Here is a 25390-nt window from a genome sequence, read left to right as displayed (position 1 = left end):
CCTAATTGATTATAGTATTATGCTACAAAGAATGATAGAATAATCGCCACTCCGAATCCAACGAAACCGATCAGCGTCTCCATCACAGTCCATGTTTTCAAGGTGTCTTTAACATCCAATCCGAAGTAACGGTTCACAAGCCAGAAGCCTGAATCGTTAACATGGGAGAAGACGGTCGAACCGGCAGCAATCGCGATAACCATCAGGCCAAGGATCGGCCCTTCCATTCCAAGTGTCGCAATCAGCGGAGACATAAGCCCTGCTGCTGTAACCATTGATACCGTTGCAGAACCCTGTGCCACACGAACCACCGTCGCAATCAAGAACGCCAAGACTAACGGCGGAAGCGCAGAGCCAGCCATCATTTCACCAAGAACATCACCTACACCAGAGTCTATCAGGACTTGCTTGAATACTCCACCGGCACCTGTTACAAGAATGATAATTCCCGCAGGTTCAAGAGCTTTTGTAGCAATCTCTGCCACTTCCTGGCGGGAGTATCCGCGTTTTGTTCCAAGGAATGTGAATGTCATCAATGTCGCAATTGTCAATGCAACAAACGGATGTCCAAGGAATGTCAAGATTTCGCGAATTGTATTTCCTTCCTCTAAAAGAACGCCTGAAACCGTGTTCAATAGAATCAATCCTAATGGAATGAAGATAAGAGATGCAATCAGTGCAAAGCTTGGAAGATCTTTGTCATACTCTTTTTCTTCAGCGTTCATGTAATCTGGTACTACCACATGAATTTTTTTAGAAATATATTTGGCAAAAAGAGGTCCCGCGATAATCATAGATGGAATACCGGCAAGGAAACCGAACAGGATAACCCAGCCAAGGTCCGCGCCGATCAAATCTGCTACTGCGATCGGGCCCGGTGTCGGCGGGATGAAGCTGTGTGTAACTGCAAGGCCTGCAAGCAATGGAATCCCATAGTATAGAAGCGACTTGCCTGTTTTCTTAGCCAAACCGTAAACGATCGGAACCAAAATGATGAAACCAACATCAAAGAATACCGGGATTGCTACAAGGAAACCTGTGATACCCAGTCCCCACTGGGCTTTGTCCTGGCCAAACTTCTTGATCATCGTCTGCGCCAGGCGCTCAGCACCGCCGGACACTTCAAGCATACGGCCGAACATCGCACCTAAACCAACAACAACTGCGACGAACCCGAGGGTCCCTCCCATACCGCTTTGTATGGAGGCAACAACTTCATTAAGAGGCATTCCTGCCGCGATGCCAACAATCAAACTGACAAGCAATAAAGCTACAAAAGCATGAAGTTTGGTTTTAATCACCAAGAATAATAGAAGAAAAATACCAGCTACCGCAACGAGAATCAACATTGAATCTGACATGGTGCATACCAGCCTTTCTTTTATGAATTTAATAGAGAGTTCTTTTCGCTAAGGTTATGCATTTTGAATAGTAATGGATTTCCGCTTCAGGCGTACGACCCCGCGGGGCGGGCGGTGAGCCTCCTCGGCTGCGCCTGCGGGGTCTCACCTGTCCCGCTAGTCCCGCAGGAGATCGCCCGCCTTCCGCTCCAATCCTCTTACGTAGAAGCATTAATCCTAGAAAATAGTCTAATAGAATAAGAGATTTCACATAAACTACATCGATCAGTTTAGGTTGTAAACGCTTGCTTTTTATTCTATTTGGGTGCCTGGTACAACACTGTGTCTTGTACCAGGCTGTTTTGAAAACTTATATTCGTCGAAGATAAATACCCATCTTAATCTTTAGAGGGCTGATTGGATTTCCGCTCCAATCATATCTTTAAAACCTTACTTCTCGCTCTTCTCCACAGCATGTCCGCCAAACTCATTTCGGAGAGCGGCAACGACTTTGCCTGTGAACGTGTCATCTTCCAATGAACGGTAGCGCATCATGAGTGACAGCGCTATGACCGGAGCAGCCGTCTGCAGGTCAAGGGCCGTTTCAACCGTCCACTTTCCTTCACCTGAAGAGTGCATCACACCTTTGATGCCTTCCAGCTTTTCATCTTTAGAGAACGCGTTTTCTGTCAGTTCCATCAGCCATGAGCGGATGACTGAACCGTTGTTCCAAACGCGGGCAACTTTTTCGTACTCGAAGTCGAATGGGCTTTTTTCCAAAATATCGAACCCTTCGGCAATTGCCTGCATCATTCCGTACTCGACGCCGTTGTGGACCATTTTCAAGAAGTGGCCGCTTCCGGCTTTGCCTGCGTAAAGGTAACCATTTTCAACAGAAATATCAGAGAAGATTGGCTCAATTTCTTTAAATACTTCCGCATTTCCGCCGATCATTGTGCAGGCACCATGTCTCGCACCATCCACTCCGCCGCTCGTTCCACAGTCGAAGAAGTATACTCCTTTTTCAGCAGAAAGCTCGTCTCTTCTCAGTGAATCCTTGTAATGAGCATTTCCGCCGTCAATGACACGGTCGCCCTCTTCCAAATGAGCAAGAACCTGATTGAAAACGGATTCTGTCGCATCTCCTGCCGGAACCATCATCCAGATTGTTCTTGGTTTTTCTAATTTACCAACCAGTTCTTCAATCGTAGAAGCTGTCGCAACACCTTCTGCGGAAATTTTTTTCATCGCTTCTTCATTTAAGTCAAAAGCAACTACATCATGTTTATGTTCTAAAAGGTTCAGTGACAACTGATACCCCATCTTACCTAACCCGATCATACCGATTTGCATTTGAAACACCTCCGTTGAAAATTTTTGTGAAAATTTATTTTCTTGATATCCCTATTATAAAAAATATTTTTCTTTTTGCAAGCGATTTCAGAAAAATATTTTTTCTTTCTCTGTTTTCTAGTATAATGAAATAATGAAAACCCTTTCAGGAGAGTGGAGACATGAAGAAAGAACACCAGCACTGTTTGGCGAGCATCCGGTCACATTACTCCCAATTCAGTGATACAGAGAAAAAAATTGCCAATTATATCTTGAACCATCCGACCGATATTATACATTCCACCATTAACGGGCTTGCCGATACACTCGGTGTCGCCGATTCAACCGTTTTCCGTTTTTGCAAAAGAATTGGATTCAAAGGCTATCAATCCATGAAAATTGCCCTGGCAGCAGAAATCGTGACCCCTATGAGGGATATCCATGAAAACATCGAAGAAAACGATTCACCGCAAACCATAGCCTCCAAAGTCTTTCGGTCTAATATGAAGACCATCGAAGATACCCTGATGGTACTAAAAGAAAATCAGTTCCAGGAAGCAGTCAATGCCATGCTCTCAGCCGATCACATAGAGTTCTTCGGAAGCGGCGGCTCTGGAATTGTTGCGATGGACGCTTACCATAAATTCATCCGCACCGGATTAAGAGTCCACGCTTCAACCGACAGCCATATACAATTGATGACTGCATCACAAATGTCAGAAAAAGACTGTGCGGTTCTCATCTCTCATTCAGGATCGACGAAAGACATGCTGCAGGTCATGAAGGTTTTAAAAGAAAGCGGAGCAAAGACCATTGCAATCACCAACTTCGCCAAATCACCTTTGAGCGAAAAATCGGATATTTCCTTATATACTGTTTCAGAAGAAACGGACTACCGCTCCGAAGCCCTCTCTTCCCGGATCGCCCAGCTGTCCATATTCGATGCTCTGTATGTCAGCATCATGCTGAAGCGTGATAAAGAAGGCCAGAATGCATTGAAAAAGATGCGGAATGCGATTTCGGTAAAAAGAATCTAGCTGTATGTGCTGGTCTTTGTGACAGTCACGCCCCGAGAAGTCTCGATTAAAATTGGAAATTATTAAAAACGAAAGCCTGTGAAAACCCTTTATTTAAGGGTTTTCACAGGCTTTTTTCGATGTGGATGCCAAGCATTCGACAAAAACTAGGGCGTGACTTTCACGAAAGTGTTGACAACTTGTATATACAGGAATACAATAATCTCATAACTTGTATATACAGCAAGTTGTTATTTTTCATAAGAAATGTAAGCGGTTATTTGTAAGCGTTATTTTGTTGAGCTCTTTTCGTAAACTTTGTTGCTTGTTAATATAGTTTTGGTAAGATAACTCCAAATTTTTCTTTGAATATCCTGGCAGGTAAGAAAGAAAAGAGCTACTCACTCCGATTGAAAGAATACTTAGTATTGGAGGAAAACTCCGGCTCTTGGGATTTTTCCGAAAGCCACCTTTATGCGAAAACAGCCTTTTGTTTAAACCGCAGCCACAGGGGAACATTTGAAAAGTGGATAGATTAGTTCGTTTTTCACAAAATAGCAATTGCCATTATTTTTTTATACACTGCTGAAAGACAAGATTCGCGGGCATAACATTCTTTTGAAAAATAACTGCTTAAAATAAGGGGGAAGCAAGCCCCGTTTGGGAGGGTACAAGCATGAGCGTAAATAGAGATTCAGTACGCGAGATCATTGAAGCAATCGGCGGTAAAGAGAACATCAATACTGCCACGCACTGTGTGACCCGTCTTCGTCTTGTATTGAACGATGAAGGCCTGGTGGACAAAGAACGCTTGGAGGATGTTGACCTTGTCAGAGGTTCCTTCTCAACCAACGGCCAGTTCCAAATCGTTATTGGACAAGGTACGGTTGATAAAGTTTACAAAATTTTAGCTGAAGAAACTGGCGTGCAGGAAGCGTCCAAGCAGGATGTCAAAAATGCGGCTGCGGATAAAATGAATCCGCTTCAACGTGCGGTTAAAACGCTCGCGGATATTTTCATCCCGATCCTTCCGGCCATTGTTACAGCCGGTTTGCTTATGGGTATCAACAACATTCTTACCCAGCAGGGCATTTTTATGGATGACCAAAGTGTTGTCGAAGCTTTCCCGCAATGGGCTGATATTGCGGCTATCATCAACTTGATCGCCAACACAGCCTTCGTATTCCTTCCTGGTTTGATTGGCTGGAGTGCCCTCACCCGGTTTGGCGGAAGCCCGTTGTTCGGTATGGTCCTTGGTTTAATGCTCGTGCATCCTGACCTCTTGAATGCTTGGGGTTACGGAAGCACAGAAGACGTCCCAACATGGAATCTATTAGGGTTAACGGTTGAAAAAGTAGGCTATCAAGGGCAGGTCCTTCCTATCCTTGTAGCATCATGGGTACTCGCTAAAATTGAAATCTGGCTTCGCAAACGAATTCCTGATGCCTTCCAATTGCTTACGGTTGCACCAATTTCACTGCTCATCACAGGTTTCTTGGCATTTACGCTCATCGGTCCTGTTACTTTCACAATCGGCGGATGGCTCGTTGATGGTGTTACAGGCATTTTTGATGCTGTTCCTGCCATCGGTGGTCTTATCTATGGGGGACTTTATGCACCACTAGTAATCACAGGTATGCACCACACTTTCCTTGCAGTCGACCTGCAGTTAATCGGATCCATTGGCGGAACATTCTTGTGGCCGATGGTTGCCCTTTCTAATGTTGCCCAGGGTGCAGCTGCATTTGCGATGATGCTTGTTGAAAGAAACAATGAAAAGGTCAAAGGCCTGGCCGTATCTTCCGGTGTTTCTGCATGGCTTGGAGTGACAGAGCCTGCCATGTTCGGGGTTAACCTTCGTTACAGATATCCGTTCGTTGCAGCCATTATCGGTTCAGCAATTGCCGGCTTGATCATCACTCTCGGAGATGTCATTGCACCTTCTATCGGTGTTGGCGGTATCCCAGCGTTCTTCTCTATTCCTTCAGAACAATGGCTGATCTTTGCAATTGGTATGGCAGTCGCACTAGTTGTGCCATTCATATTAACACTTGTGCTTTCCAAGTTTTCTAAAAAGAAGTAAGACATTTTCATGAAGAAGAATCGGAGCCGGCAACTGCTGGCACCGGCTCTTCTCTTTTGTTTTTATAAAGGAATAGAGACAATGGAACATTATGTATGATACTTATCGAAGTGTTCCCAATATTAATAGGAAAGCCGCATACCTTTAGTGAATTATTCACTCAAATGTAACTGACTGACCAGGCATTTTCCGTTGATGATGAAAAACATTTCCATCGTGTGATTAATAGACAATTGATAAAGCGCAAATCAACAGTCTAACCTACAATGTATTTTCTTTTAATACGGTTCATTCCCCCCCCCCCCCCCCCGCGGAGTCGCGCACCTGAAGTAGAAATCAACAATCCAGTTCAGGATGTATTTTTTTAATAATTATCTTTACATTCCTTTAAAACCACTAAACAATACATACTATCACTATGAAGAACAGGAGATGAGAATATGGAAAAACAATGGTGGAAAGAAAGCGTCGTCTATCAAATCTATCCTCCCAGCTTTATGGACTCAAACGGAGACGGCATCGGGGATATTCCGGGAATCATCTCCAAACTGGATTATCTGAAAGAACTTGGGGTCGACGTCATCTGGCTCTCCCCTGTCTACAAATCACCCAATGATGATAACGGCTATGATATCAGCGATTACCAGGACATCATGGATGAATTCGGAACAATGGACGACTGGGATCAACTTTTAAAAGAGATGCACAACCGCGGCATGAAGCTGATCATGGACCTGGTCGTGAACCACAGTTCTGATGAGCATAAGTGGTTTGTTGAATCACGCAAGTCAAAACACAACCCATACCGGGACTATTACATATGGCGCAAGCCGAAAGATGGGAAAGAACCGAACAACTGGGGGTCCAATTTCGGAGGATCTGCCTGGGAGTATGATGAGGAAACAGGCGAATACTTCCTTCATCTTTTTTCAAAAAAACAGCCTGATCTCAACTGGGAAAACCCCGAGCTTCGCGAGGATATTTACAGCATGATGAAATGGTGGCTTGATAAGGGCATCGACGGCTTCCGGATGGATGTCGTAAACTTCATTTCCAAGGTAGAAGGCCTTCCAGATGATGAAGTGAAGCCGGGCAAAAAATATGCTTCCGGCAGAAAGTACTACCGTAATGGCCCGAAAATTCATGATTACTTTAAGGAAATGCATAAAGAAGTCCTTTCCAACTACGATGTCATGACAGTTGGGGAGATGCCGGGCGTTAACCCGGAACAGGCCCGCCTGTATACCGGCAGGGACCGTGATGAACTGAATATGGTGTTCCAATTTTCACATATGAGCTTGGATAACGGCAAAAACGGGAAATGGGATTTAAAGCCTCTCTACCTGCCTGATTTAAAAGAAAATCTGACACACTGGCAGACTGCACTCGAGGAAGATGGCTGGAACTCACTTTACTTCAACAACCATGACCAGCCGCGCGTCGTTTCCCGTTTCGGTGATGACGGTAAGTACCACCGTGAATCCGCGAAGATGCTGGCGACCGTCCTTCACATGATGAAAGGAACGCCATATGTCTATCAAGGCGAGGAAATCGGCATGACCAATGTCCGCTTCTCTTCCATTGAAGAGTATGAGGATATCGAAACACTGAACTTCTACAACGAGCAGATGGAAACCGGCGAGCCGGTTGATAAAACAATGGAAAGCATCTATGTAAAAGGCCGCGACAATGCGCGTACGCCGATGCAGTGGGTTTCTTCCAGGAATGCAGGATTCACTGACGGCGAACCGTGGCTTGCGGTCAATCCAAACCACACGAAAATCAATGCAGAAGCCCAGGTGAACGATGAAGACTCTATCTTCCACTACTATAAAAAATTGATAGAGCTGCGCAAACAGCATGATATCATCGTGTACGGTAAATACGAACTGATCTTAGGTGATCATGAAAAACTTTATGCTTACACCAGAACTCTTGGAGATGAAAAGCTGCTTGTTCTCTGCAATTTCTACGGCGAAGATCTGGAAATCAACCTTCCGGAAGAAGTTGTAAGCGAAAACGCCAGCACTCTCATCACCAACTACAAAGATGGCGCGAAGTTGGCTAAAGCCATGAAACTGCAGCCGTACAAAGCGATCGTCTTCAAGCTTTAACATACTGAAAGGGACAGTCCCTCTTCGCGGAGTGACGCGTTAAAGCATTAAAAGGGACTGTCCCCTATTCCGCCCTGACGCGTTAAAGCACTAAGGGGGACTGTCTCTCTTAACGCCGTATAGGGCGATAGCGAAATGACAAACAAATTCTGAATTGGCAGGTGTTTTTACTATGAAGAAACAGCAACCTTGGTGGAAGAAGTCGGTTGTTTATCAAATCTACCCAAAGAGTTTCAACGATACATCAGGCAACGGTGTCGGTGATATCAAAGGAATCACGGAGAAACTGGATTATTTGAAAGAGCTTGGCGTCGACGTCGTCTGGCTGACACCGATTTACAAATCGCCTCAGCGCGATAACGGCTACGACATCGCCGACTATTTCAACATCCATGAAGAATACGGCACAATGGAAGACTTTGATGAGCTTTTATCACAAGCCCACGACAGAGGAATCAAGATCATCATGGATATCGTCGTCAATCATACATCCACTGAACACGAATGGTTCATCGAATCCCGTAAATCCAAGGACAATCCTTACCGTGACTACTACATCTGGAGAGACGGTAAAGAAGACGGATCAGAGCCGACCAACTGGCAGTCCAAATTCGGAGGCAATGCCTGGCAGTATGACAACGAAACCGGCCAGTACTACCTTCACCTGTTCGATGTCACACAGGCTGACCTCAACTGGGAAAACGAAGAACTTCGCACCAAAGTATACGAAATGATGAAATACTGGCTGGATAAAGGTGTCGACGGATTCCGCCTTGATGTCATCAACCTCGTTTCCAAAGACCAGGACTTCCCTGATGATGACGGCTCCGCGGCACCGGGAGACGGGCGCAAATTTTACACAGACGGCCCTCGTGTGCACGAGTTCATGAACGAAATGAACAAAGAGGTCTTCTCTAACTACGACATCATGACCGTCGGCGAAATGAGCTCGACGACCATCGAGAACTGTATAGAGTACTCTAACCCTGAACGCAACGAGCTAAGCATGACCTTCAATTTCCACCATCTCAAAGTCGATTACCCAAACGGCGAAAAATGGACCGTGGCAGATTTCGACTTCCTTCAATTGAAGGATATCCTGTCAACCTGGCAGAGCGAAATGCACAAAGGCGGCGGCTGGAATGCCCTGTTCTGGTGCAACCATGATCAGCCGCGCATCGTTTCCCGCTACGGAAATGACGGTGAATACCGGAACCTGTCAGCAAAAATGCTGGCAACCACGATTCACATGATGCAGGGAACGCCTTATATCTACCAGGGTGAAGAATTCGGAATGACCAACCCGAAATTCAACAGCATCGACGAGTACCGCGATGTTGAGTCGATCAACATCTTCAATATCTTAAAAGAACAAGGAAAATCCGAAGATGAAATTCTGGAGATCCTTCGCCACAAATCACGTGATAACTCCAGAACACCTGTACAGTGGAATGACAGCGAGCATGCAGGCTTCACCACCGGCACACCTTGGATCCCGGCAGCACGCAACTATCCGGAAATCAACGCCGAAAAAGCCCTGCAGGACAAGGACTCCGTCTTCTATCACTATCAAAAATTAATTTCACTGCGCAAAGAATACGACATCATCACGGACGGCGACTACCAATTGCTGACTCCCGAACACGCCGATGTCTTCGCTTACGTTCGCAACGGTGAAAACGAGAAACTGCTGGTCGTCAATAACTTCTTCGGCAACAAAACCGTCTTTGACCTGCCAAATGATGAGGTGGAGCTGGACGGCTGGAACAGCGAAATCCTGCTTTCCAACTATGAAGACAGCCAGACGGATCTGGAGCTGATCAAGCTTCGTCCTTATGAGTCTGTTGTTTATCGATTGACGAAATAATTGATATGCCCGCTGATTTTCAGCGGGTATTTTTTTGTTTAAATACCCTTTTTCGCAAAGATTGTGGATTTCATAATCGTAATGATTTCCGCTCCAGGCGCACGACTCCGCGGGGCGAGCGGTGAGCCTCCTCACCTGTCCCGCTAGTCCCGCAGGAGATCGTACACCTTCCGCTTCAATCCTTCTACATAAAATAGCATTTAAAAGCATCATTTTTTTAGAAAAGAGCCTTAGAAAATAGGCCCTATTCTAGTTCTAACTTTCACTCGTTGCCGAAGTAACTCTAACGTCATACATATGTTCTCGAAAAATCCTATCTCCCGACCGAAGCAGCCCCAACTTCATACATATGTCCTCGAAAAAGCACCCCTTCCCGACCGAAGCAACTCCAGCTTCATACACATGTTCTCGAAAAAGCACCGCTTCCCTACCGAAGTAGCCCCAACTTCATACATATCTCCTCGTAAAAGTACCGCTTCCCTACCGAAGTGGCTCCAACTTCATACATATCTCCTCGTAAAAGTACCGCTTCCCGACCGAAGTAACCCCAACTTCATACATATGTCCTCGTAAAAGTACCGCTTCCCTACCGAAGTGGCTCCAACTTCATACATATCTCCTCGTAAAAGTACCGCTTCCCTACCGAAGTAACCCCAACTTCATACATATCTCCTCGTAAAAGTACCGCTTCCCGACCGAAGTAACCCCAACTTCATACATATCTCCTCGTAAAAGTACCGCTTCCCGACCGGAGTGGCTCCAACTTCATACTTATGCCCTCGTAAAAGTACCGCTTCCCGACCGAAGCAGCTCCAACTTCATACACAGGTCCTCGAAACAGCACCCCTTCCCAACCGAAGCAGCTCCAACTTCATACACATGTTCTCGAAAAAGCACCCCTTCCCGACCGAAGTAACCCCTACTTCATACACATGTTCTCGAAAAAGCACCCTTTCCCGACCGGAGTGGCTCCAACTTCATACATATGTCCTCGTAAAAGTACCGCTTCCCGACCGGAGTAACCCCAACTTCATACATATCTCCTCGTAAAAGTACCGCTTCCCGACCGAAGCAGCTCCAACTTCATACATATCTTCTCGTAAAAACACGCGCCCCCGACGCAAGCACCACAACCTTCATATTTAAATGGACTTAATAGCCCCGCCCCCAGTCGAAATATAAACAAAACAAAAAGACCCGCCATTAGACGAGTCTCTTTAATCTAGTAACACTTCCAAATCCTATTCCTCCGCAGACTCTTCAATATTCTGCTTCACTTTAATCATTGAAACCTTCCAGCCATCATCCGTCTTCTGGAAAATCGTCAGCTGCTTACCAGTCGTCGTAGCTTCCCTGTCACTTTCAGGGTCTGAAGTCACAACCTCCAGATCAGCGTACACATCTGCTTTTTTACCAGAGTAGTTTACGATCTTCACATTGGAAGCTTCTCTTCTCACATCAAGCTTAGAGAAAATATTGTTTACTGCCTCTTCTTCCTTTTCCAAATCAAAGTTCACTGGAGTTTCGGATAGAGAAGCCATATACCTCTCAACATCTTCATCATTGAATGACTCAATATATTCGTTAAATGCATCCAGAATCGCTTGTTTTTCCTCTTCCGGAACATCCTCAGCCTCTTTCAGCTCTGACGTTTCTTCCAGCAATGCCGTTGTTTGATCTTCAGCAGGAGCTTCCTCAGCCTGCTCTTCTGTATTCTCTTCAGGCTTGTCCGTTTCGCCCGCACCCTCATTATTGCTGCATCCTGCCAGCAGGAGGCTGCTGACCCCAAGACCTATCATGAATTTTTTCCAAAGCTGTGTAGTCAATTCCTTCACCCTTTTCTAAAATATGCGATAACTTCATTTTACCTGAAAAATCCCAAAACTCTCAACCTCTTATTGAAATTACTGGAGTATGGTAAACTAAATATGGTGATATTATGACAAAAAACAATAAATATATGCAGATATACCAGGAACTTACAGATAAAATCCAGGACGGGACCTATCCCGCAAACGAAACGCTTCCATCTGAAAATGAACTTTCTGAAGCCTACGAGACTTCCCGGGAAACCATACGAAAAGCACTCACCCTCCTCTCGCAGCGCGGATTCATCCAAAAACTCCGCGGAAAAGGGTCGCTTGTATTAGATGTGTCAAAATTGAGCTTTCCCATATCAGGGCTCGTCAGCTTCAAAGAACTCCAGGGCTCGCTCGGTGGCGAATCACAGACCATCGTCTATGACTTCGGCTTGATCAAACCTGATCAAACCCTTGCCCACCAGCTCGGATGCCAGCTGGATGATGAGGTATGGAAGGTTGTCCGCGCCCGCAATATCAAAGGAGAGCGAATCATACTGGATAAAGACTTCTTTTTAAAAAAGAACGTCCCTCTCCTGACCAAGGAAATCTGCGAGAAATCTATCTATGAATACCTGGAGAACGAAATGAAGCTTTCAATCTCCTATGCCAAAAAAGAAATCGTCGTCGAAAAGTGTACAGAAGAAGACCGCTCCTACCTGGACCTGTCAGGCTATGACCATGTCGTTGTCGTGAAAAACTATGTTCACCTTGAAGACACGACACTCTTTCAATACACAGAGTCCCGGCACAGGCTCGATAAGTTTCGTTTCGTTGATTTTGCCCGCCGGAAGCATTGAAAAAGGCTGCCCTGTATCGGCTGCCTTTTTTTTGTGGTCTGGGGAGTGCTCATTCTTCAGAGATAGTTTTCTATACTGAGAAGCTTCCGCGAACCTGTATAATTTAGTTTATCTGACTAGTGTTGGTGTATCTTTTAAGTCTGGACCATTGAATATTGTTAGGTGGGTTCATTGATAGGGAAGCCCCCCCTGCCTTTTACCTGTTCATCTAAATGTGTCCTATCAGCTCGTTTAAATTTTGAGTCAGAGAGTGAAAAGCATTTCAACGGCGGCAGCCATATCTCCTTCACCCAACCTCTTTACTGCTGCAACAGCACCGCTGATCGGTTCAATAACAATTAGATGAACGAATACGGTATCTTAAATTTCTAGCTGAAAATAATGATTGGTCCTTTTTCCCTCATCCGATTGGCTCCTCAATGTAGTATAAACTGCAGTTTTTATGCCAAAAGGAAGCGCGGATAAATTTCAAAATATTTTAAATAAATCATTTTTTATCTTATCCATTCAATCATTTTAATATTAACCGATATCATTTAGAGACATTATTTTGTATACATACACCTAGAAGAGGGGTTAATCAAATGAGAATCAGCACACTGCTAAAAAGAACAGCAATCATTATTGGAGTTCTGTTTGGCTTCCTTGCATGGAGCATCTATTCACTAGAGGTAAACATCGAAAAGCAACAGAAAGCGGCTCAAACTGAAAAACAAGCTGCTACACTTACCATTCAACTGCAATCTGCATCCGACTATTTAACTGATCAAGTCAGGACTTACACCCAATATGGGGAAACCGAATATTACGATAACTACTGGAAAGAAGTAAATGAAACGAAAACCAGGGATAAAATTGTTGCCGAGCTTGAAAAGATGAAGGTTCCAGCTGACTTGCTAAAGTTGGTCGAAGAATCGAAGCAAAATTCGAATGCACTAATCGCTCTTGAAGAAAAAGCCATGGAGTATGTGAAGAGCGGCGATTTGACTCTCGCACGTTCACTAGTATTCGGCACACAGTATGAGAATGCCAAAGAATTAGTTGCCAAACCCTTAAACCAGTTTAATAGTGAACTGGACAAGTGGACAGGCAATAAAGTGATAGAAGCAGAAAATGATCTTATGAAGAGCAATATCATTATGATTATATGTGCTGTCCTTGTGCTCCTCACCGTCGTCTTTACATTTGTATTGTTGTTCCGTAAAATCAAACCTCTCTCTACATTATCTCACCTTGCACAGACGATTGCAGACGGGGATTTAAATGTAGAGGAAATAAAAACAAAGTCCAAGGATGAAGTCGCTGTTCTGACAAAATCCTTCAATAAAATGTCACACAACCTGAAGTCTCTTTTGCAGTCCGTTCATCAAGCCAGTGAAAATGTGGCTGCATCCTCTGAACAATTGTTGGCCAGCGCCGCACAGACCAATACAGCAACACAGCAAGTTTCCGCTTCCGTGGACGAAATTGCCTCTGGAGGCGAACATCAGCTCAGACAAGTTCAGGAGAGCACTCAGGCTATTACGGAAGTCGCCGGTGGTATCCAACTGATCGCCAACACGTCCGCTTCTGTGGGAAAATCATCCGACGAAACCTCTCAAAAATCGCAGACAGGTGAGGATAACATCACACAAGCTCTCAGCCAGATGAAAACCATCGAACAGAATGTAAGCAAGACAGCTCATGCCATCAAGAAATTGGATGACCGTTCAAAAGAAATCGAAAATATTGTGGCCGCTATAACCAATATTTCTTCACAGACAAATCTTCTTGCACTTAACGCTGCCATTGAGGCTGCGCGCGCAGGTGAACATGGCAAAGGATTTGCCGTCGTTGCTGATGAAGTCAGAAAGCTGGCTGAAGAGTCCAACAAGTCAGCACAGCAGATCACTGGCCTGATTCAATCCATCCAGGCTGACACTCTTACAACAGTCGACCAGATGAACCAGGTTACAGAGGATGTGAACACCGGTGTCAGCCTTATTGAACATACCGGCAGAACATTTAAAGACATCCTCGAATCTGCTCAAAATGTAGCCAGCCAGGTACAGGAAGTAACCGGCGTATCCGAGCAGATGGCCGCAAGCGCACAGCAGGTTTCAGCCTCCTTTGAAGCCTTCAGTTCCATCTCGGAAAATGCTGCCTCCCGCACCCAAACGGTAGCTGGCTTGGCCGAAGAACAATCTGCCTCCATGGAAGAGATCACAGCTTCCGCAGAATCACTGAGCAAGCTGGCTCAAGACCTGCAGGAACAGCTCGGGAGATTTAAGTTTTAAAATTAAGAATCACCTCACTAATAAGCCAGGAGCCGTCCCCTAGGGGCGCGCCCTGGCTTATTTTTGTAAGGCTGTTTTCGCATAGATTGTTGCTTTCGGAAAAATCCCAGGAGCCGGATTTTTCCCCGGATACTAAGGGATTTCTCTCTAATCGAGGAAAGTAGCTCTTTTCTTTTCGTAATTACCAGGTTATTAAGGTGAATTGTGATTCGTTTTTTTAAGAATTAGTATCAAATAGCAACAATGTTTACGAAAAGAGCGTTTTGTAAACACCCTATTGTAATTTGATGGGTCGCTCGTATTTATGAATAATGCGCTCGTTTATATGTTTAACCCGCTCGCAAAAGGCTATGAACTCCGTTTACTTGCTCGTATTCTCTAATTCTGGCTCTCTTTTATGTATAAAAGGCCCCGTACATAGCAGGGTTTTTAATCACTATTATCATATGGTTTTGAAGTTTTTAGCCTAACTACCGCCCACTCTTGTATAAAATACGATTAAGAAAACACCCGCACCCTATTACCTCGGTTCGTTTGATCATTCGCTCCAGTTTGGTTTGCGATGGTTTACCTGCTTGGAAGCTAACCTCAAAATAGCAACAAAGTTTACGAAAGCAGCCTTATTAAAAGAAGCCAGTACCGGCTTCCTAGAGAAGCGGCTCCTGGCTTTTAAGTATATCCGTTGCAGCGATTAATGTACCGTTTGGACCGAATGAAGGAGCGGCCATGCCCCAACCAAGGAAAACATGGGTGACATCACCGAGCGCGAAGGATGGGATAAAGGAAGGGAAAATAGCAGTTCTTGAGGATAAGCTCGATGACTTGAACGATTAAAACATGACACTTACCGAAAAAGGGACTAAATCATGTAAAACACTTAACAACACAATGAGTATGCGCCGTAAGATCTGCGTCCTTCTCGAACATCTGCTGGCAGGCGGAGAGGTGGAAATCGACGGATACACAAGGATGCGGCTGGCTAATCACATGGGGTGATACGTGAGCACATCGCTATTTGGGCTAAGCTTTTGCCACGTAATAACGGCTTACACCCTGTACGCGGTCGATTTTCAGCATCCTGCAGATTTTTGAATAACCCACCTCTTCCATGAAATAAAATAAAAACTATTGAATTTGCTTGTTTATGTATTGTAGGAATAAACGATCAGCCAGCCAAAATGCTAAAGCTGGAACCATTGAATAAAACATATACAAAATCATAAGGGAGTAATTTACATCAACCAAGAAAAAACTCCTATAGCTTCCCGGATCCAGGATGACTGTTATAAAAAACAGCATTAGTATCCCACCTAATAAATGTAATAAGCAAGACATTATTACCTTATTCTTATAATGCTTAGTTGTTCTCTCAGATATAAAATCACTTAATGCAGACCAAAGAGGAGCAATGATTAGTAAGCTTATGATAGAAGTAAGCCCAAATGCAATAAAATAATCTTTTAGCATAACTTTTCCGCCAAGTATTATGGTATTTACCAACACCATCAAGAGGAATCCTATTGATAAAAAGCCGCCAACTATTACCTTTCTTAATAATGTGATTTTTTTTAACAACGTGTACACTGTTTCACCTCCTTTTAACCTAATGATTATACCATAGTGGTAAAATTTACAATCGGCCTATCGTTAATGCAGCAGTACGAACAAAAGGTTTTTTCTTACCATCGCAGGGTGGCCACTGCTGGTAAATCAAACGAAAGAGAGGACCTGTGCCTTCCCGGCTTCGAGACTACCACCCAAACCGCCCCAGAGAATCCCGGCAAAGAACAAAAGCGGAAGCGCCTTGATCAGCCACGACAGGCAAATGTTCCTCAGAGAAAAAAAGGTGCTCTTTCCTTTTATTCTCTGAGGGTTATTTGACCCCGAGGGGCTAGGCGCTGCAGCTGAACGTATCAAAAGCGGAAGCGCCTTGTCCAGCCACGACAGGCAAATGTTCCTCAGAGAAAAAAAGGTGCTCTTTCCTTTTATTCTCTGAGGGTTATTTGACCCCGAGGGGCTAGGCGCTGCAGCTGGACGTATCAAAAGCGGAAGCGCCTTGATCAGCCACGACAGGCAAATGTTCCTCAGAGAAAAAAAGGTGCTCTTTCCTTTTATTCTCTGAGCGTTATTTGACCTCGAGGGGCTAGGCGCTGCAGCTGGACGTATCAAAAGCGGAAGCGCCTTGTCCAGCCACGACAGGCAAATGTTCCTCAGAGAAAAAAAGGTGCTTTTTCCTTTTATTCTCTGAGCGTTATTTGACCTCGAGGGGCTAGGCGCTGCAGCTGGACGTATCAAAAGCGGAAGCGCCTTGTCCAGCCCCGACAGGCAAATGTTCCTCAGAGAAAAAAAGGTGCTCTTTCCTTTTATTCTCTGAGCGTTATTTGACCTCGAGGGGCTAGGCGCTGCAGCTGGACGTATCAAAAGCGGAAGCGCCTTGTCCAGCCCCGACAGGCAAATGTTCCTCAGAGAAAAAAAGGTGCTCTTTCCTTTTATTCTCTGAGGGTTATTTGACCCCGAGGGGCTAGGCGCTGCAGCTGGACGTATCAAAAGCGGAAGCGCCTTGTCCAGCCCCGACAGGCAAATGTTCCTCAGAGAAAAAAAGGTGCTCTTTCCTTTTATTCTCTGAGGGTTATTTGACCCCGAGGGGCTAGGCGCTGCAGCTGGACGTGGAGGATGCAGCTATAAGTTATCCATAGAGGGTGAATTTATATTTTCCTAAACAACAAAAAAACGAGCCCAAAAAGGACCCGCTCCCAAATTATCTAACCTCTACCCAGCCATTCTTAATCCCAGTTACAACAGCCTGAGTACGGTCATTCACACTCATCTTCTGAAGAATATTGCTCACGTGGTTCTTAACCGTCTTCTCACTGATATACAGCGCTTCGCCGATCCCACGGTTGCTTTTGCCATCAGCAAGCATCTGCAGTACTTCACACTCACGGCGTGTCAGTAAATGCAGCGGGCGTCTGACTTCTGCTTGTTTGAAACCGCCTGTATCTTGAGAATTCGCCAGACGGCGGTAGTCATTAATCAAGTTGTGTGTGACCTTAGGATGGATGTAAGAACCTCCTGCAGCAACAACCTTCACGGCTTCAACCAATGCCTCAGAATCCATTTCCTTAAGAAGGTACCCAAGTGCACCTGTTTTCAGTGCGTGGCTCACATAATTTTCATCATCATGGATGGAAAGAATGATCACCTTTGTATCCGGATGCTTCTTCACCAGCTGAGCTGTTGCTTCCACACCGTTGATTTCCGGCATATTGATGTCCATCAATACCACATCAGGATGATGTTCTTCCACCAATCGAATGGCTTGAGAACCGTCTTCTCCCTCTGCCAGTACGTTGAAACTTGGTTCGAATTCTAAGATGCGTTTGACCCCTTCACGAAATAACTGATGATCGTCTATAATGACAATGTTCGTTGCCATGATTTCGCCCCCCTATGTGTACGAGAAAAAATTTTATGATGTTAATGGAACTTGTACAAGTATCACGGTACCTGAGCCGGCTTTTGAATCGATGCTCATTTCTCCTTCAAGGAGCTCGACCCGTTCTCTCATTCCCATGATTCCAAAGGATCCACTTTTCTTTTCTTTAGCGTTGAATCCTTTTCCATTATCCTTGATGATGACGGTTACCTTGCTTTTAGAAATCTCCAGCTTCACTTGGATCTCCCTGGCTTCAGCATGCTTCAGTGCATTTTGTACTGATTCCTGGATGAGCCTGAAGAGCGCGACTTCATACTTGGATGGCAGCCTTTTGACCTGCCCGACGTTCACAAACCTGATGGAAGTACTGTTATGATAATCTTCGATAGTACTTAAGTATTTTGTGAGGGTCGGCACCAACCCTAAGTCATCCAGCGCCATCGGCCTTAGGTCATAAATGATCCGGCGGACTTCATATAACGCGGAACGGACCATGGTTTTCAAATCCTTGATCTCTCCTAAAGCCGCTTCAGGACCGCTCTCACGGTATACCCTGTCGATCAGATCCGATCTCAGGAGCACATTCGCCAGCATCTGGGCGGGGCCATCGTGGATTTCCCGAGACAGCTTCTTCCGCTCTTCTTCCTGTGCCTCAATGATCTGCAGCCCAAAATCATGCTTTTCTTTGGCATCCTCCAGGGCAGCGCCCATCTGTTTAAGGTCACTGCTTAGATAATTCAGCACAACCGAGATTTGCGAATTCAACTGTTCTGCACGGTCGATCGTATCCTGAAGATTCTTGATGCGCCGCTCAATATCATCCCTGCGCTCCCGGAGCCTGGCCTCTGTCTGTCTGTTCAGGGAAAGCTTCATCTGCAGATCATGCGCCTGCTCATAGGCTTCCCTTACCTGCTCTTCAGAGAAATTCTGAAAGTGCTGGCTGACTTCTGAGAGCCTTTTCCTGGCAAACCTGGATTTCCTCTCAAGATCATCACCTTCTTGAATGACCTTGAATACTGACTCTCTAATTACTTTCAATTCTTCTGTTATCGATTCATAATCCTGTCGACACTGTTCGCCGATTTCAAAAACATCACTTTTACTGCGCCCGACCGTGTCGATCATCTGCTCTAAGATATTATCCAGCATATTGGTGTTCACCTTTCTAATAGACACGGGGACCCTCCTTAATACCAAGCCTATTGTACATGGAATATATTTCATCACTATTTCAAAATAGTTAAAAGTCAGCACAAAGGCCAAATTTAGATAAAAAGGCACATGCTGCACGGCAGCGCTTGAATCCAATTTACTATATAGCCTTCCCCATTTAATCGGTTATGTAAAGAATTCAACAGTATGCAGTAAATTCCTTTATTCATCTAGGCATATTTTTAATTGAATAGTATCTAAAGGCACATCTATTATACCATGTCATATTTTGTCGGATATTAAAATTTCGTTACATATTACCCTGTATCGCTTTAGCACATTAGTGTACCAAAAGCGTAAGCGGCCTGCTCAGACCCGACAGGCAAATGTTCTCAAGAGAAAAAAAGGCGCCCTTCCCTTTTATTCTCTTGAGGTTATTTGAYCCCGAGGGGCTGGCCGCTGAAGCTGGACGGCACCAAAAGCGTAAGCGGCCTGCTCAGACCCGACAGGCAAATGTTCTCAAGAGAAAAAAAGGCGCCCTTCCCTTTTATTCTCTTGAGGTTATTTGATCCCGAGGGGCTGGCCGCTGAAGCTGGACGGCACCAAAAGCGTAAGCGGCCTGCTCAGACCCGACAGGCAAATGTTCTCAAGAGAAAAAAAGGCGCCCTTCCCTTTTATTCTCTTGAGGTTATTTGATCCCGAGGGGCTGGCCGCTGAAGCTGGACGGCACCAAAAGCGTAAGCGGCCTGATCAGACCCGACAGGCAAATGTTCTCTTGAGGTCATGACCCGAAAGTTTGGCCGCACCAAACACTGCAGTCCCTATCCTGCTTTAAAGCACTAAAGCTTGCACACAATATTAATGCTTTGTCTCTTCTCATATAGTAGAATAGAGATTAAGCTGTTTTTGTCGAATTATGAACAATACCCGATATTACCAGAGATAAACCCGACGAGAGGAGAATGATTTTGCTGCAGAAATATCTGACTGTGAAAGAAGCCGGACAGCACGAAATCAATATAGAGCGTTCCCGCTTCATCGCTCATATAAAAAGGGCTGAATCCGAAGAAGAAGCCCATGAATTTATTAACACTATAAAAAAAGAACATTGGAACGCCAACCATAATTGTTCTGCTTACATGATCGGCGAGCATAACCTTATACAAAAAGCCAACGATGACGGAGAGCCGAGCGGAACTGCAGGAGTACCGATGCTGGAGGTTCTTAAGAAGCGCAACTTGAAAGACACTGTCGTCGTTGTCACACGCTATTTCGGCGGAATCAAGCTTGGAGCAGGGGGATTGATCAGAGCGTACGGAAAATCTGTCTCAGAGGGCCTCAACGCTGTCGGAATTGTCGAAAGAACCCTGATGCGGGTGATGAAGACTAAAATTGAATATACCCTGCTGGGAAAAGTCGAAAACGAAGTGAGATCGTCTAAATTCCCGCTAAAAGAAATCCATTACCTGGATACTGTCGAAATCGAAACGTATGTCGAAGAAGATAAAAAAGAAGAATTTGTCGAGTGGATGACTGAACTCACAAATGGGCAGGGAATTATAACAGAACATCAAACAGACTATTTGGAAACGGAAATGTAATAAATTTTAATCAACCGTTCATTGCTGTATATACTAACTAGTTATATACTACCGAAGGCACCATATACTCAGGAGTGATATATTTGGAAAGATATGAGAAAAAGACTAAAAAAAGAAGAAGGCTCCGTATTAAAAGGATTATCATGGTAATAGGACTTCTCTTAACTGCCTTAGTCGCCTTTGGTGGCTATATAGTATACAACGCCTATGATGCAGCCAACCAGTCTTTTACTGAACTTGAAAGAGGAGAGAAATCAAAACTGCGTGAAGAAGCAGTGGAGGTCAGCAAGGATCCATTCTCCGTGTTAATTATGGGAGTAGAAGATTACTCTACCGGAGGAGAAAACGGCCGGACCGACTCACTTATGGTGGCTACTTTTAACCCTGATACTCAGAATGTAAAGCTTTTGAGTATCCCTAGAGATAGCCTGGTAGAGATACCTGGCAAAGCTGAAAGAGATAAAATCAACCATGCCTATGCATTTGGCGGAAAAGAAGCAACCATAGAATCTGTGGAAGGCTTGCTGAATATTCCTATCGACTACTATGTTACGGTCGGATTCAGCGGATTTAAAGATATTATTGATGAAATAGACGGAGTTACTGTGGATGTACCATTTGATTTTTATGAAAAAAGTGATGTGGATAATCGCAGGCTTCACTTTACTGAAGGTGAAATGACATTAGACGGAGAGAAAGCATTGGCTTACGCAAGAATGAGAAAGCAAGATCCGCGGGGAGACTTTGGAAGAAATGACCGGCAGAAGCAAATCATAACTGCAGTGGTGGATAAAATGCTTTCCCCTTCCTCCCTCACAAAGCTGGATAACATCGCACAGCATATAGGAGAAAACGTACAGACCAACATGAGAGTTTCTCATGCGCTTGCCATACAAAAGAAGTATCCTAATTTCAATGCTGACAAAATTGAAAAAGTATCGTTGAATGGAACGGACCAATATTACGGCGGAATTTACTACTTCGAGCCAGATCCCGTTCAATTAGAAGAATTGCAGGCAGAACTTCAAGAACATATGGACCATGAAACACTGTATTAGAGCTGCAACACGAAACGAAATTCAAGGGCAGATAATTGCCTCCTGAATTTCGTTTTCGTATATTTGAAGCAATCCTCTATGTAAAGGAGATTTAACAATGAATGAAAGAAAGGTGCTTATTTACAGAGATCTATTACTTCCTTCTTCCGAAACATTTGTCAAAACTCAAGCCGAGGGGCTAAAGGACTTTACCCCAGTCTTTGCCGGTTCTTACAAAATCGATAATGGCCTTGACCTCACACCGGCTGAAGAGCTATTCATTATGAAGAAAAATTCTATTTTAAATAACAGAATCACAGGCACACATTTCAAAAAGGTTTTGCTTAAAAGCGTGCTGCTTCCAAAACTTAAAAAGATAAATCCCGTCCTCATGCATGCTCATTTTGGGCCTGATGGAACATTGGGCCTGCCGCTTGCAGAATCGCTGAATATTCCTTATATCGTCACCTTTCATGGATACGATGTCACGACCAAGGATGAGTACCTAAGAAAAAGCACGTCTTATAATATTCAAAATTACACAAAAGAAATACATACACTTCAGAATAGCAATGCCCTTTTTATCGCTGCATCAGAGTTTATAAAGAAGAAGCTCATCCAAAAAGGCTTCCCAGAAAAACAAATTCTTGTCCATTACATTGGGGTCAATCTTGATCTACTGAAAAGGGATGATACTGTCTCCCGTGAGGATACTATACTATTTGCAGGACGGCTGGTTAAAAACAAAGGCTGTGAGTACCTTATCAAGGCGATGAAAATGGTTAACGAGCAAAAGCCTCATGCGAAATTGATTATCGCAGGTGATGGACCTGAGAGACACGCTCTTGAAGAGCTTGCATCTCAACTATATGTTAATAGTGAGTTTTTAGGAAAAATCCCTTATAGAGAAGTACTCCATCATATGAATAAGGCAAAAATCTTCAGTGTACCAAGCCTTGAAATTGAAACAGGTGCATCTGAAGGGTTTGGAATGGTCTTTGCAGAAGCACAAGCCATGGGACTGCCGGTTGCCAGCTTTGAAACAGGCGGAATCCCCGAAGCTGTCTCTCATAATGAAACTGGATTACTCTGTCCACCGAAGGATTCTGAGAAACTTGCAGAAAATATATTGTTTCTGTTAGAGAATCAACAGATGTGGGAAGAGTTCAGTAAGGCGGGTGTTGTGAGGGTAAAAGACCGCTTCAGTCTTCATGAGCAAAATAAGAAGCTGGAAGAAATTTATGAAAGCATGATCCTTCAACACAAAGCCCGCTAATCGCTTATTCAAATCTGAAAGATAACACTGCAGCAGCCTCGCGGAATGCAATAAAGTAAACACTGGCCAGCACTTTTATCAAGGCTCTTTTCGTAAACTTTGTTGCTATTTGATACTAAATCCAAATAAATAACCCTAATTCACGAGTATAACTCGTAAACAGGAAAAGAAAAGAGCTGCGCTCCTCGTTTAGAAAGTAATACCTCAATATCCATGGGAAAAATCCGGCTCTTGGGATTTTTCCGAAAGCAACAATTTATGCGAAAACAGCCTTTATCAACTAGAGACTTACTAACGAAATTATACGAAGCAGCATGTCAAGCGAGGGCTCACAACTATAAATCCACAGTGGTGGCAAAAGTGTTTTTCCCTACCAATCAGTTCATTATGATGAAAAACGAATCAATAGAAAGTATTTTTAAAGCTACGCTTACTAATCCAGCTGATGTAACCAGCACAAACTGGTGCGGATATACAATTTACTCTGCTTATCCTCTGGAGATTTTCAGCTGCACAGCCGAAAATAACCCTGATTTGAACTTTTTAATGGCAGGGTACATTGTAGACGGAGATTTATCTGAGATGTCAAACATGGACATTCTCACTACTATCGCTGATCATTCTGGTAATGTTGAAGAATGGATCAACAACTTGAACGATATTCAGGACGATTTGCAGCGTTCCTTCATGACGGGTCGAACGTATATTGCGCCTCCGACGCTGCTCTTTGCGCCAATTGTATTATACAGAAGCCAACGGAGAAACCATATCTTCATCTCATCCCGATTTAATACTCAAAATACAAGATCAAAAGCCGATCCTGGAGCCGGAAGTGGCAGATCTCCTTTCTTCAGCAAAGTATAAAACTCTTAAATCTCCTTGGTATGGAGACCGTTGGATCGATAAAAGAATTCGTAAGGTGCTTCCAAACCATTATTATAATGGGCTCAGAAAAAAAGCGGAGAGAATGAATCTGCAAATTTCCGTCCCTTCAGAGAAAGACGAAATTTTTCGTTTCACTACAGCGATTATGAAAGGGTCATTAAAAGCAATCAAGCAAAGGTATGTTATTTGGCAGCCTCTTTACCACAGGGTATGACTCCAGAGTCCTATTAGCCGCTTTCAAGGACATTAAAGACGATGTACAGTTCTATTTGTTCCAGAGGGACACTTCCCAATCGAGCGATGTTCACATTGCCCAGAAGCTTTCCCAACGATTACAGCTGAATTTGAAGGTGATCCGGACAGAGCCAGTCAATGAAGCGTTTAAAGAACTAATGAATGAACTATTTTTCTACCCACGAACACTTCCTTAAACAACCAATATTCAATGGCATTATTTCAATAATAAAAACCAGAATATCATTAATGTTAATGAAAATGGAGGAGAGATTGCGAAAGCCTTCTATCCAAGAGCACGTTCCGGCGATTCAGAAAAAGAACAGTTGATATCTTTTACTAAGTTTCCCGAAATCTTTAAAGATGAGGTTACGAAATGGTATGGGGACGCGAAACCTTGGGCTGAGAAACAAGGAATAAATATAGCGGATTTATTCTATTGGGAACAAAGAATGGGAAATTGGGGAGCTCTTTTTCCATTAGAACAAGATGATGCCATTGAAGAATTTTCTCCCTTTTCAAACCGCCCACTATTATTTGCGCTCTTGAAAACACCCGTCCAAGATCGAAAAGGCCCTGATCATCAGTTATTCAAGGAAATGATTCTAGAAATGTGGCCGGAGACCCTGGAATATGATTTCAATCCGATACTAGGCATAAATATAAAGGCTCGTCTTACAAAGCTGGTAAAGCACAATCCAGTTTTATTTAACATCTACAAAAAGATAAAGCAGTAAATCCCACCCCTTCAGTGATTGCTGAAGGGATTTTTAATTGTCATCACAAGTATGCAGGTTTCTAATTTAAATCGAGTAGGAGGGGGTGACTAACCCCCGACCTCTCACACCACCGTACGTACCGTTCGGTATACGGCGGTTTCAATTAAGTCAAACGCAAAGTTTGATATCTCATAAGCAGACTCTTGAGCCCTTGATTCGACCAGTATTGGTTATCAAGGGCTCTATCTAAGATGGGGCTTTTAGCGATACGCCAATAACCCAACCTAGTATTTGCCCATTCCCAAGCCTTGTTAGTTTGTATTCCTAACTTCGTTAGGTTTCTATGTTTTGTTTTAACTTTCT

The 25390-nt window shown here is 44.1% G+C and carries 19 protein-coding genes and 1 pseudogene; 13 read left to right on the top strand and 7 right to left on the bottom strand.

Annotated elements, in window-relative coordinates:
- Window positions 1-17: 17 nt before the first annotated feature.
- Together FZC78_RS22505 and gnd are read right to left on the bottom strand one after the other, a co-directional pair.
- Window positions 18-1361: a GntP family permease gene (locus FZC78_RS22505; RefSeq protein WP_148942308.1), complete on the bottom strand. Its 1344-nt coding sequence runs from the start codon at window positions 1359-1361 to the stop codon at window positions 18-20.
- 429 nt (window positions 1362-1790) lie between these two features.
- Window positions 1791-2693 (bottom strand): phosphogluconate dehydrogenase (NAD(+)-dependent, decarboxylating), encoded by a 903-nt coding sequence (gene gnd, locus FZC78_RS22500; RefSeq protein WP_148942307.1) that lies wholly within the window; start codon window positions 2691-2693, stop codon window positions 1791-1793.
- A 161-nt stretch (window positions 2694-2854) separates the two neighbouring features.
- On the opposite strand from gnd, the gene FZC78_RS22495 reads away from it, so the two are divergent.
- From FZC78_RS22495 to treC, 4 genes are all read left to right on the top strand, one after another.
- A complete protein-coding gene (locus tag FZC78_RS22495) occupies window positions 2855-3709 on the top strand; it encodes a MurR/RpiR family transcriptional regulator (RefSeq protein ID WP_148942306.1) in 855 nt (284 codons plus the stop codon).
- Between the two features lie 655 nt (window positions 3710-4364).
- Window positions 4365-5771, top strand: a complete 1407-nt coding sequence (treP, locus tag FZC78_RS22490) for a PTS system trehalose-specific EIIBC component (protein ID WP_148942305.1) — start codon at window positions 4365-4367, stop codon at window positions 5769-5771.
- Between the two features lie 440 nt (window positions 5772-6211).
- A complete protein-coding gene (locus FZC78_RS22485) occupies window positions 6212-7885 on the top strand; it encodes a glycoside hydrolase family 13 protein (protein WP_148942304.1) in 1674 nt (557 codons plus the stop codon).
- A gap of 172 nt (window positions 7886-8057) precedes the next feature.
- Window positions 8058-9752: an alpha,alpha-phosphotrehalase gene (gene treC / locus FZC78_RS22480; protein WP_148942303.1), complete on the top strand. Its 1695-nt coding sequence runs from the start codon at window positions 8058-8060 to the stop codon at window positions 9750-9752.
- A gap of 1241 nt (window positions 9753-10993) precedes the next feature.
- On the opposite strand, the gene FZC78_RS22475 is transcribed toward treC, so the two are convergent.
- Complete coding sequence (locus FZC78_RS22475; RefSeq protein WP_148942302.1) at window positions 10994-11578, bottom strand: nuclear transport factor 2 family protein; 585 nt, start codon at window positions 11576-11578, stop codon at window positions 10994-10996.
- 113 nt (window positions 11579-11691) lie between these two features.
- Between FZC78_RS22475 and treR the strand changes: the two genes are divergently transcribed.
- From treR to FZC78_RS23970, 3 genes are all read left to right on the top strand, one after another.
- The gene (gene treR / locus FZC78_RS22470) at window positions 11692-12411 is read left to right on the top strand and encodes a trehalose operon repressor (protein ID WP_148942301.1); all 720 of its coding nucleotides are present in this window, start codon (window positions 11692-11694) and stop codon (window positions 12409-12411) included.
- Between the two features lie 584 nt (window positions 12412-12995).
- Window positions 12996-14687 carry a methyl-accepting chemotaxis protein gene (locus FZC78_RS22465; protein ID WP_148942300.1) on the top strand — a complete coding sequence of 564 codons (1692 nt, stop codon included), beginning with the start codon at window positions 12996-12998 and terminating at the stop codon, window positions 14685-14687.
- An 837-nt stretch (window positions 14688-15524) separates the two neighbouring features.
- Window positions 15525-15683, top strand: a complete 159-nt coding sequence (locus FZC78_RS23970; RefSeq protein WP_187445062.1) for a hypothetical protein — start codon at window positions 15525-15527, stop codon at window positions 15681-15683.
- Between the two features lie 129 nt (window positions 15684-15812).
- Here FZC78_RS23970 and FZC78_RS22460 read toward each other — a convergent pair whose 3' ends face one another.
- From FZC78_RS22460 to FZC78_RS22430, 3 genes are all read right to left on the bottom strand, one after another.
- Window positions 15813-16271 (bottom strand): hypothetical protein, encoded by a 459-nt coding sequence (locus tag FZC78_RS22460; RefSeq protein ID WP_148942299.1) that lies wholly within the window; start codon window positions 16269-16271, stop codon window positions 15813-15815.
- 1174 nt (window positions 16272-17445) lie between these two features.
- Window positions 17446-18123, bottom strand: a complete 678-nt coding sequence (locus tag FZC78_RS22435) for a response regulator (protein ID WP_148942298.1) — start codon at window positions 18121-18123, stop codon at window positions 17446-17448.
- A 33-nt stretch (window positions 18124-18156) separates the two neighbouring features.
- Entirely contained in the window at window positions 18157-19272 is a 1116-nt protein-coding gene (locus tag FZC78_RS22430; protein ID WP_435874214.1) for a sensor histidine kinase, read from the bottom strand.
- 971 nt (window positions 19273-20243) lie between these two features.
- On the opposite strand from FZC78_RS22430, the gene FZC78_RS22415 reads away from it, so the two are divergent.
- The 6 genes from FZC78_RS22415 to FZC78_RS22390 all read left to right on the top strand — a co-directional run bounded on the left by FZC78_RS22415 (window position 20244) and on the right by FZC78_RS22390 (window position 25045).
- Window positions 20244-20876 carry a YigZ family protein gene (locus FZC78_RS22415; protein ID WP_148942296.1) on the top strand — a complete coding sequence of 211 codons (633 nt, stop codon included), beginning with the start codon at window positions 20244-20246 and terminating at the stop codon, window positions 20874-20876.
- Window positions 20877-20959: 83 nt separating this feature from the next.
- Window positions 20960-21934, top strand: a complete 975-nt coding sequence (locus tag FZC78_RS22410) for an LCP family protein (RefSeq protein ID WP_148942295.1) — start codon at window positions 20960-20962, stop codon at window positions 21932-21934.
- Window positions 21935-22031: 97 nt separating this feature from the next.
- Entirely contained in the window at window positions 22032-23189 is a 1158-nt protein-coding gene (locus tag FZC78_RS22405) for a glycosyltransferase (protein ID WP_148942294.1), read from the top strand.
- Window positions 23190-23447: 258 nt separating this feature from the next.
- Window positions 23448-24053: a hypothetical protein gene (locus FZC78_RS22400; protein WP_148942293.1), complete on the top strand. Its 606-nt coding sequence runs from the start codon at window positions 23448-23450 to the stop codon at window positions 24051-24053.
- 200 nt (window positions 24054-24253) lie between these two features.
- Window positions 24254-24505 carry a hypothetical protein gene (locus FZC78_RS22395; RefSeq protein WP_148942292.1) on the top strand — a complete coding sequence of 84 codons (252 nt, stop codon included), beginning with the start codon at window positions 24254-24256 and terminating at the stop codon, window positions 24503-24505.
- 129 nt (window positions 24506-24634) lie between these two features.
- Window positions 24635-25045: a hypothetical protein gene (locus FZC78_RS22390; protein ID WP_148942291.1), complete on the top strand. Its 411-nt coding sequence runs from the start codon at window positions 24635-24637 to the stop codon at window positions 25043-25045.
- A gap of 145 nt (window positions 25046-25190) precedes the next feature.
- Here FZC78_RS22390 and FZC78_RS24070 read toward each other — a convergent pair.
- Window positions 25191-25390, bottom strand: a pseudogene (locus tag FZC78_RS24070) (group II intron reverse transcriptase/maturase); the annotation flags it as partial.

Origin of the sequence: Rossellomorea vietnamensis, assembly GCF_008180415.1 — a bacterium.
Classification (GTDB): domain Bacteria; phylum Bacillota; class Bacilli; order Bacillales; family Bacillaceae_B; genus Rossellomorea; species Rossellomorea vietnamensis_C.
The sequence above is the reverse complement of the archived record's forward strand: the minus strand, read 5'-3'. Positions and strand labels throughout refer to the sequence as shown.

Bases quoted from the DNA above. Each gene is read 5' to 3' on its own strand.
- FZC78_RS22495 (WP_148942306.1), top strand. From the start codon at position 2,855: ATGAAGAAAGAACACCAGCACTGTTTGGCGAGCATCCGGTCACATTAC.
- FZC78_RS22395 (WP_148942292.1), top strand. From the start codon at position 24,254: ATGTTATTTGGCAGCCTCTTTACCACAGGGTATGACTCCAGAGTCCTA.
- FZC78_RS23970 (WP_187445062.1), top strand. From the start codon at position 15,525: ATGACACTTACCGAAAAAGGGACTAAATCATGTAAAACACTTAACAAC.
- treP (WP_148942305.1), top strand. From the start codon at position 4,365: ATGAGCGTAAATAGAGATTCAGTACGCGAGATCATTGAAGCAATCGGC.
- treR (WP_148942301.1), top strand. From the start codon at position 11,692: ATGACAAAAAACAATAAATATATGCAGATATACCAGGAACTTACAGAT.
- FZC78_RS22435 (WP_148942298.1), bottom strand. From the start codon at position 18,123: ATGGCAACGAACATTGTCATTATAGACGATCATCAGTTATTTCGTGAA.
- FZC78_RS22400 (WP_148942293.1), top strand. From the start codon at position 23,448: ATGCGAAAACAGCCTTTATCAACTAGAGACTTACTAACGAAATTATAC.
- gnd (WP_148942307.1), bottom strand. From the start codon at position 2,693: ATGCAAATCGGTATGATCGGGTTAGGTAAGATGGGGTATCAGTTGTCA.
- FZC78_RS22505 (WP_148942308.1), bottom strand. From the start codon at position 1,361: ATGTCAGATTCAATGTTGATTCTCGTTGCGGTAGCTGGTATTTTTCTT.
- FZC78_RS22430 (WP_435874214.1), bottom strand. From the start codon at position 19,272: ATGCTGGATAATATCTTAGAGCAGATGATCGACACGGTCGGGCGCAGT.
- FZC78_RS22485 (WP_148942304.1), top strand. From the start codon at position 6,212: ATGGAAAAACAATGGTGGAAAGAAAGCGTCGTCTATCAAATCTATCCT.
- FZC78_RS22465 (WP_148942300.1), top strand. From the start codon at position 12,996: ATGAGAATCAGCACACTGCTAAAAAGAACAGCAATCATTATTGGAGTT.
- treC (WP_148942303.1), top strand. From the start codon at position 8,058: ATGAAGAAACAGCAACCTTGGTGGAAGAAGTCGGTTGTTTATCAAATC.
- FZC78_RS22405 (WP_148942294.1), top strand. From the start codon at position 22,032: ATGAATGAAAGAAAGGTGCTTATTTACAGAGATCTATTACTTCCTTCT.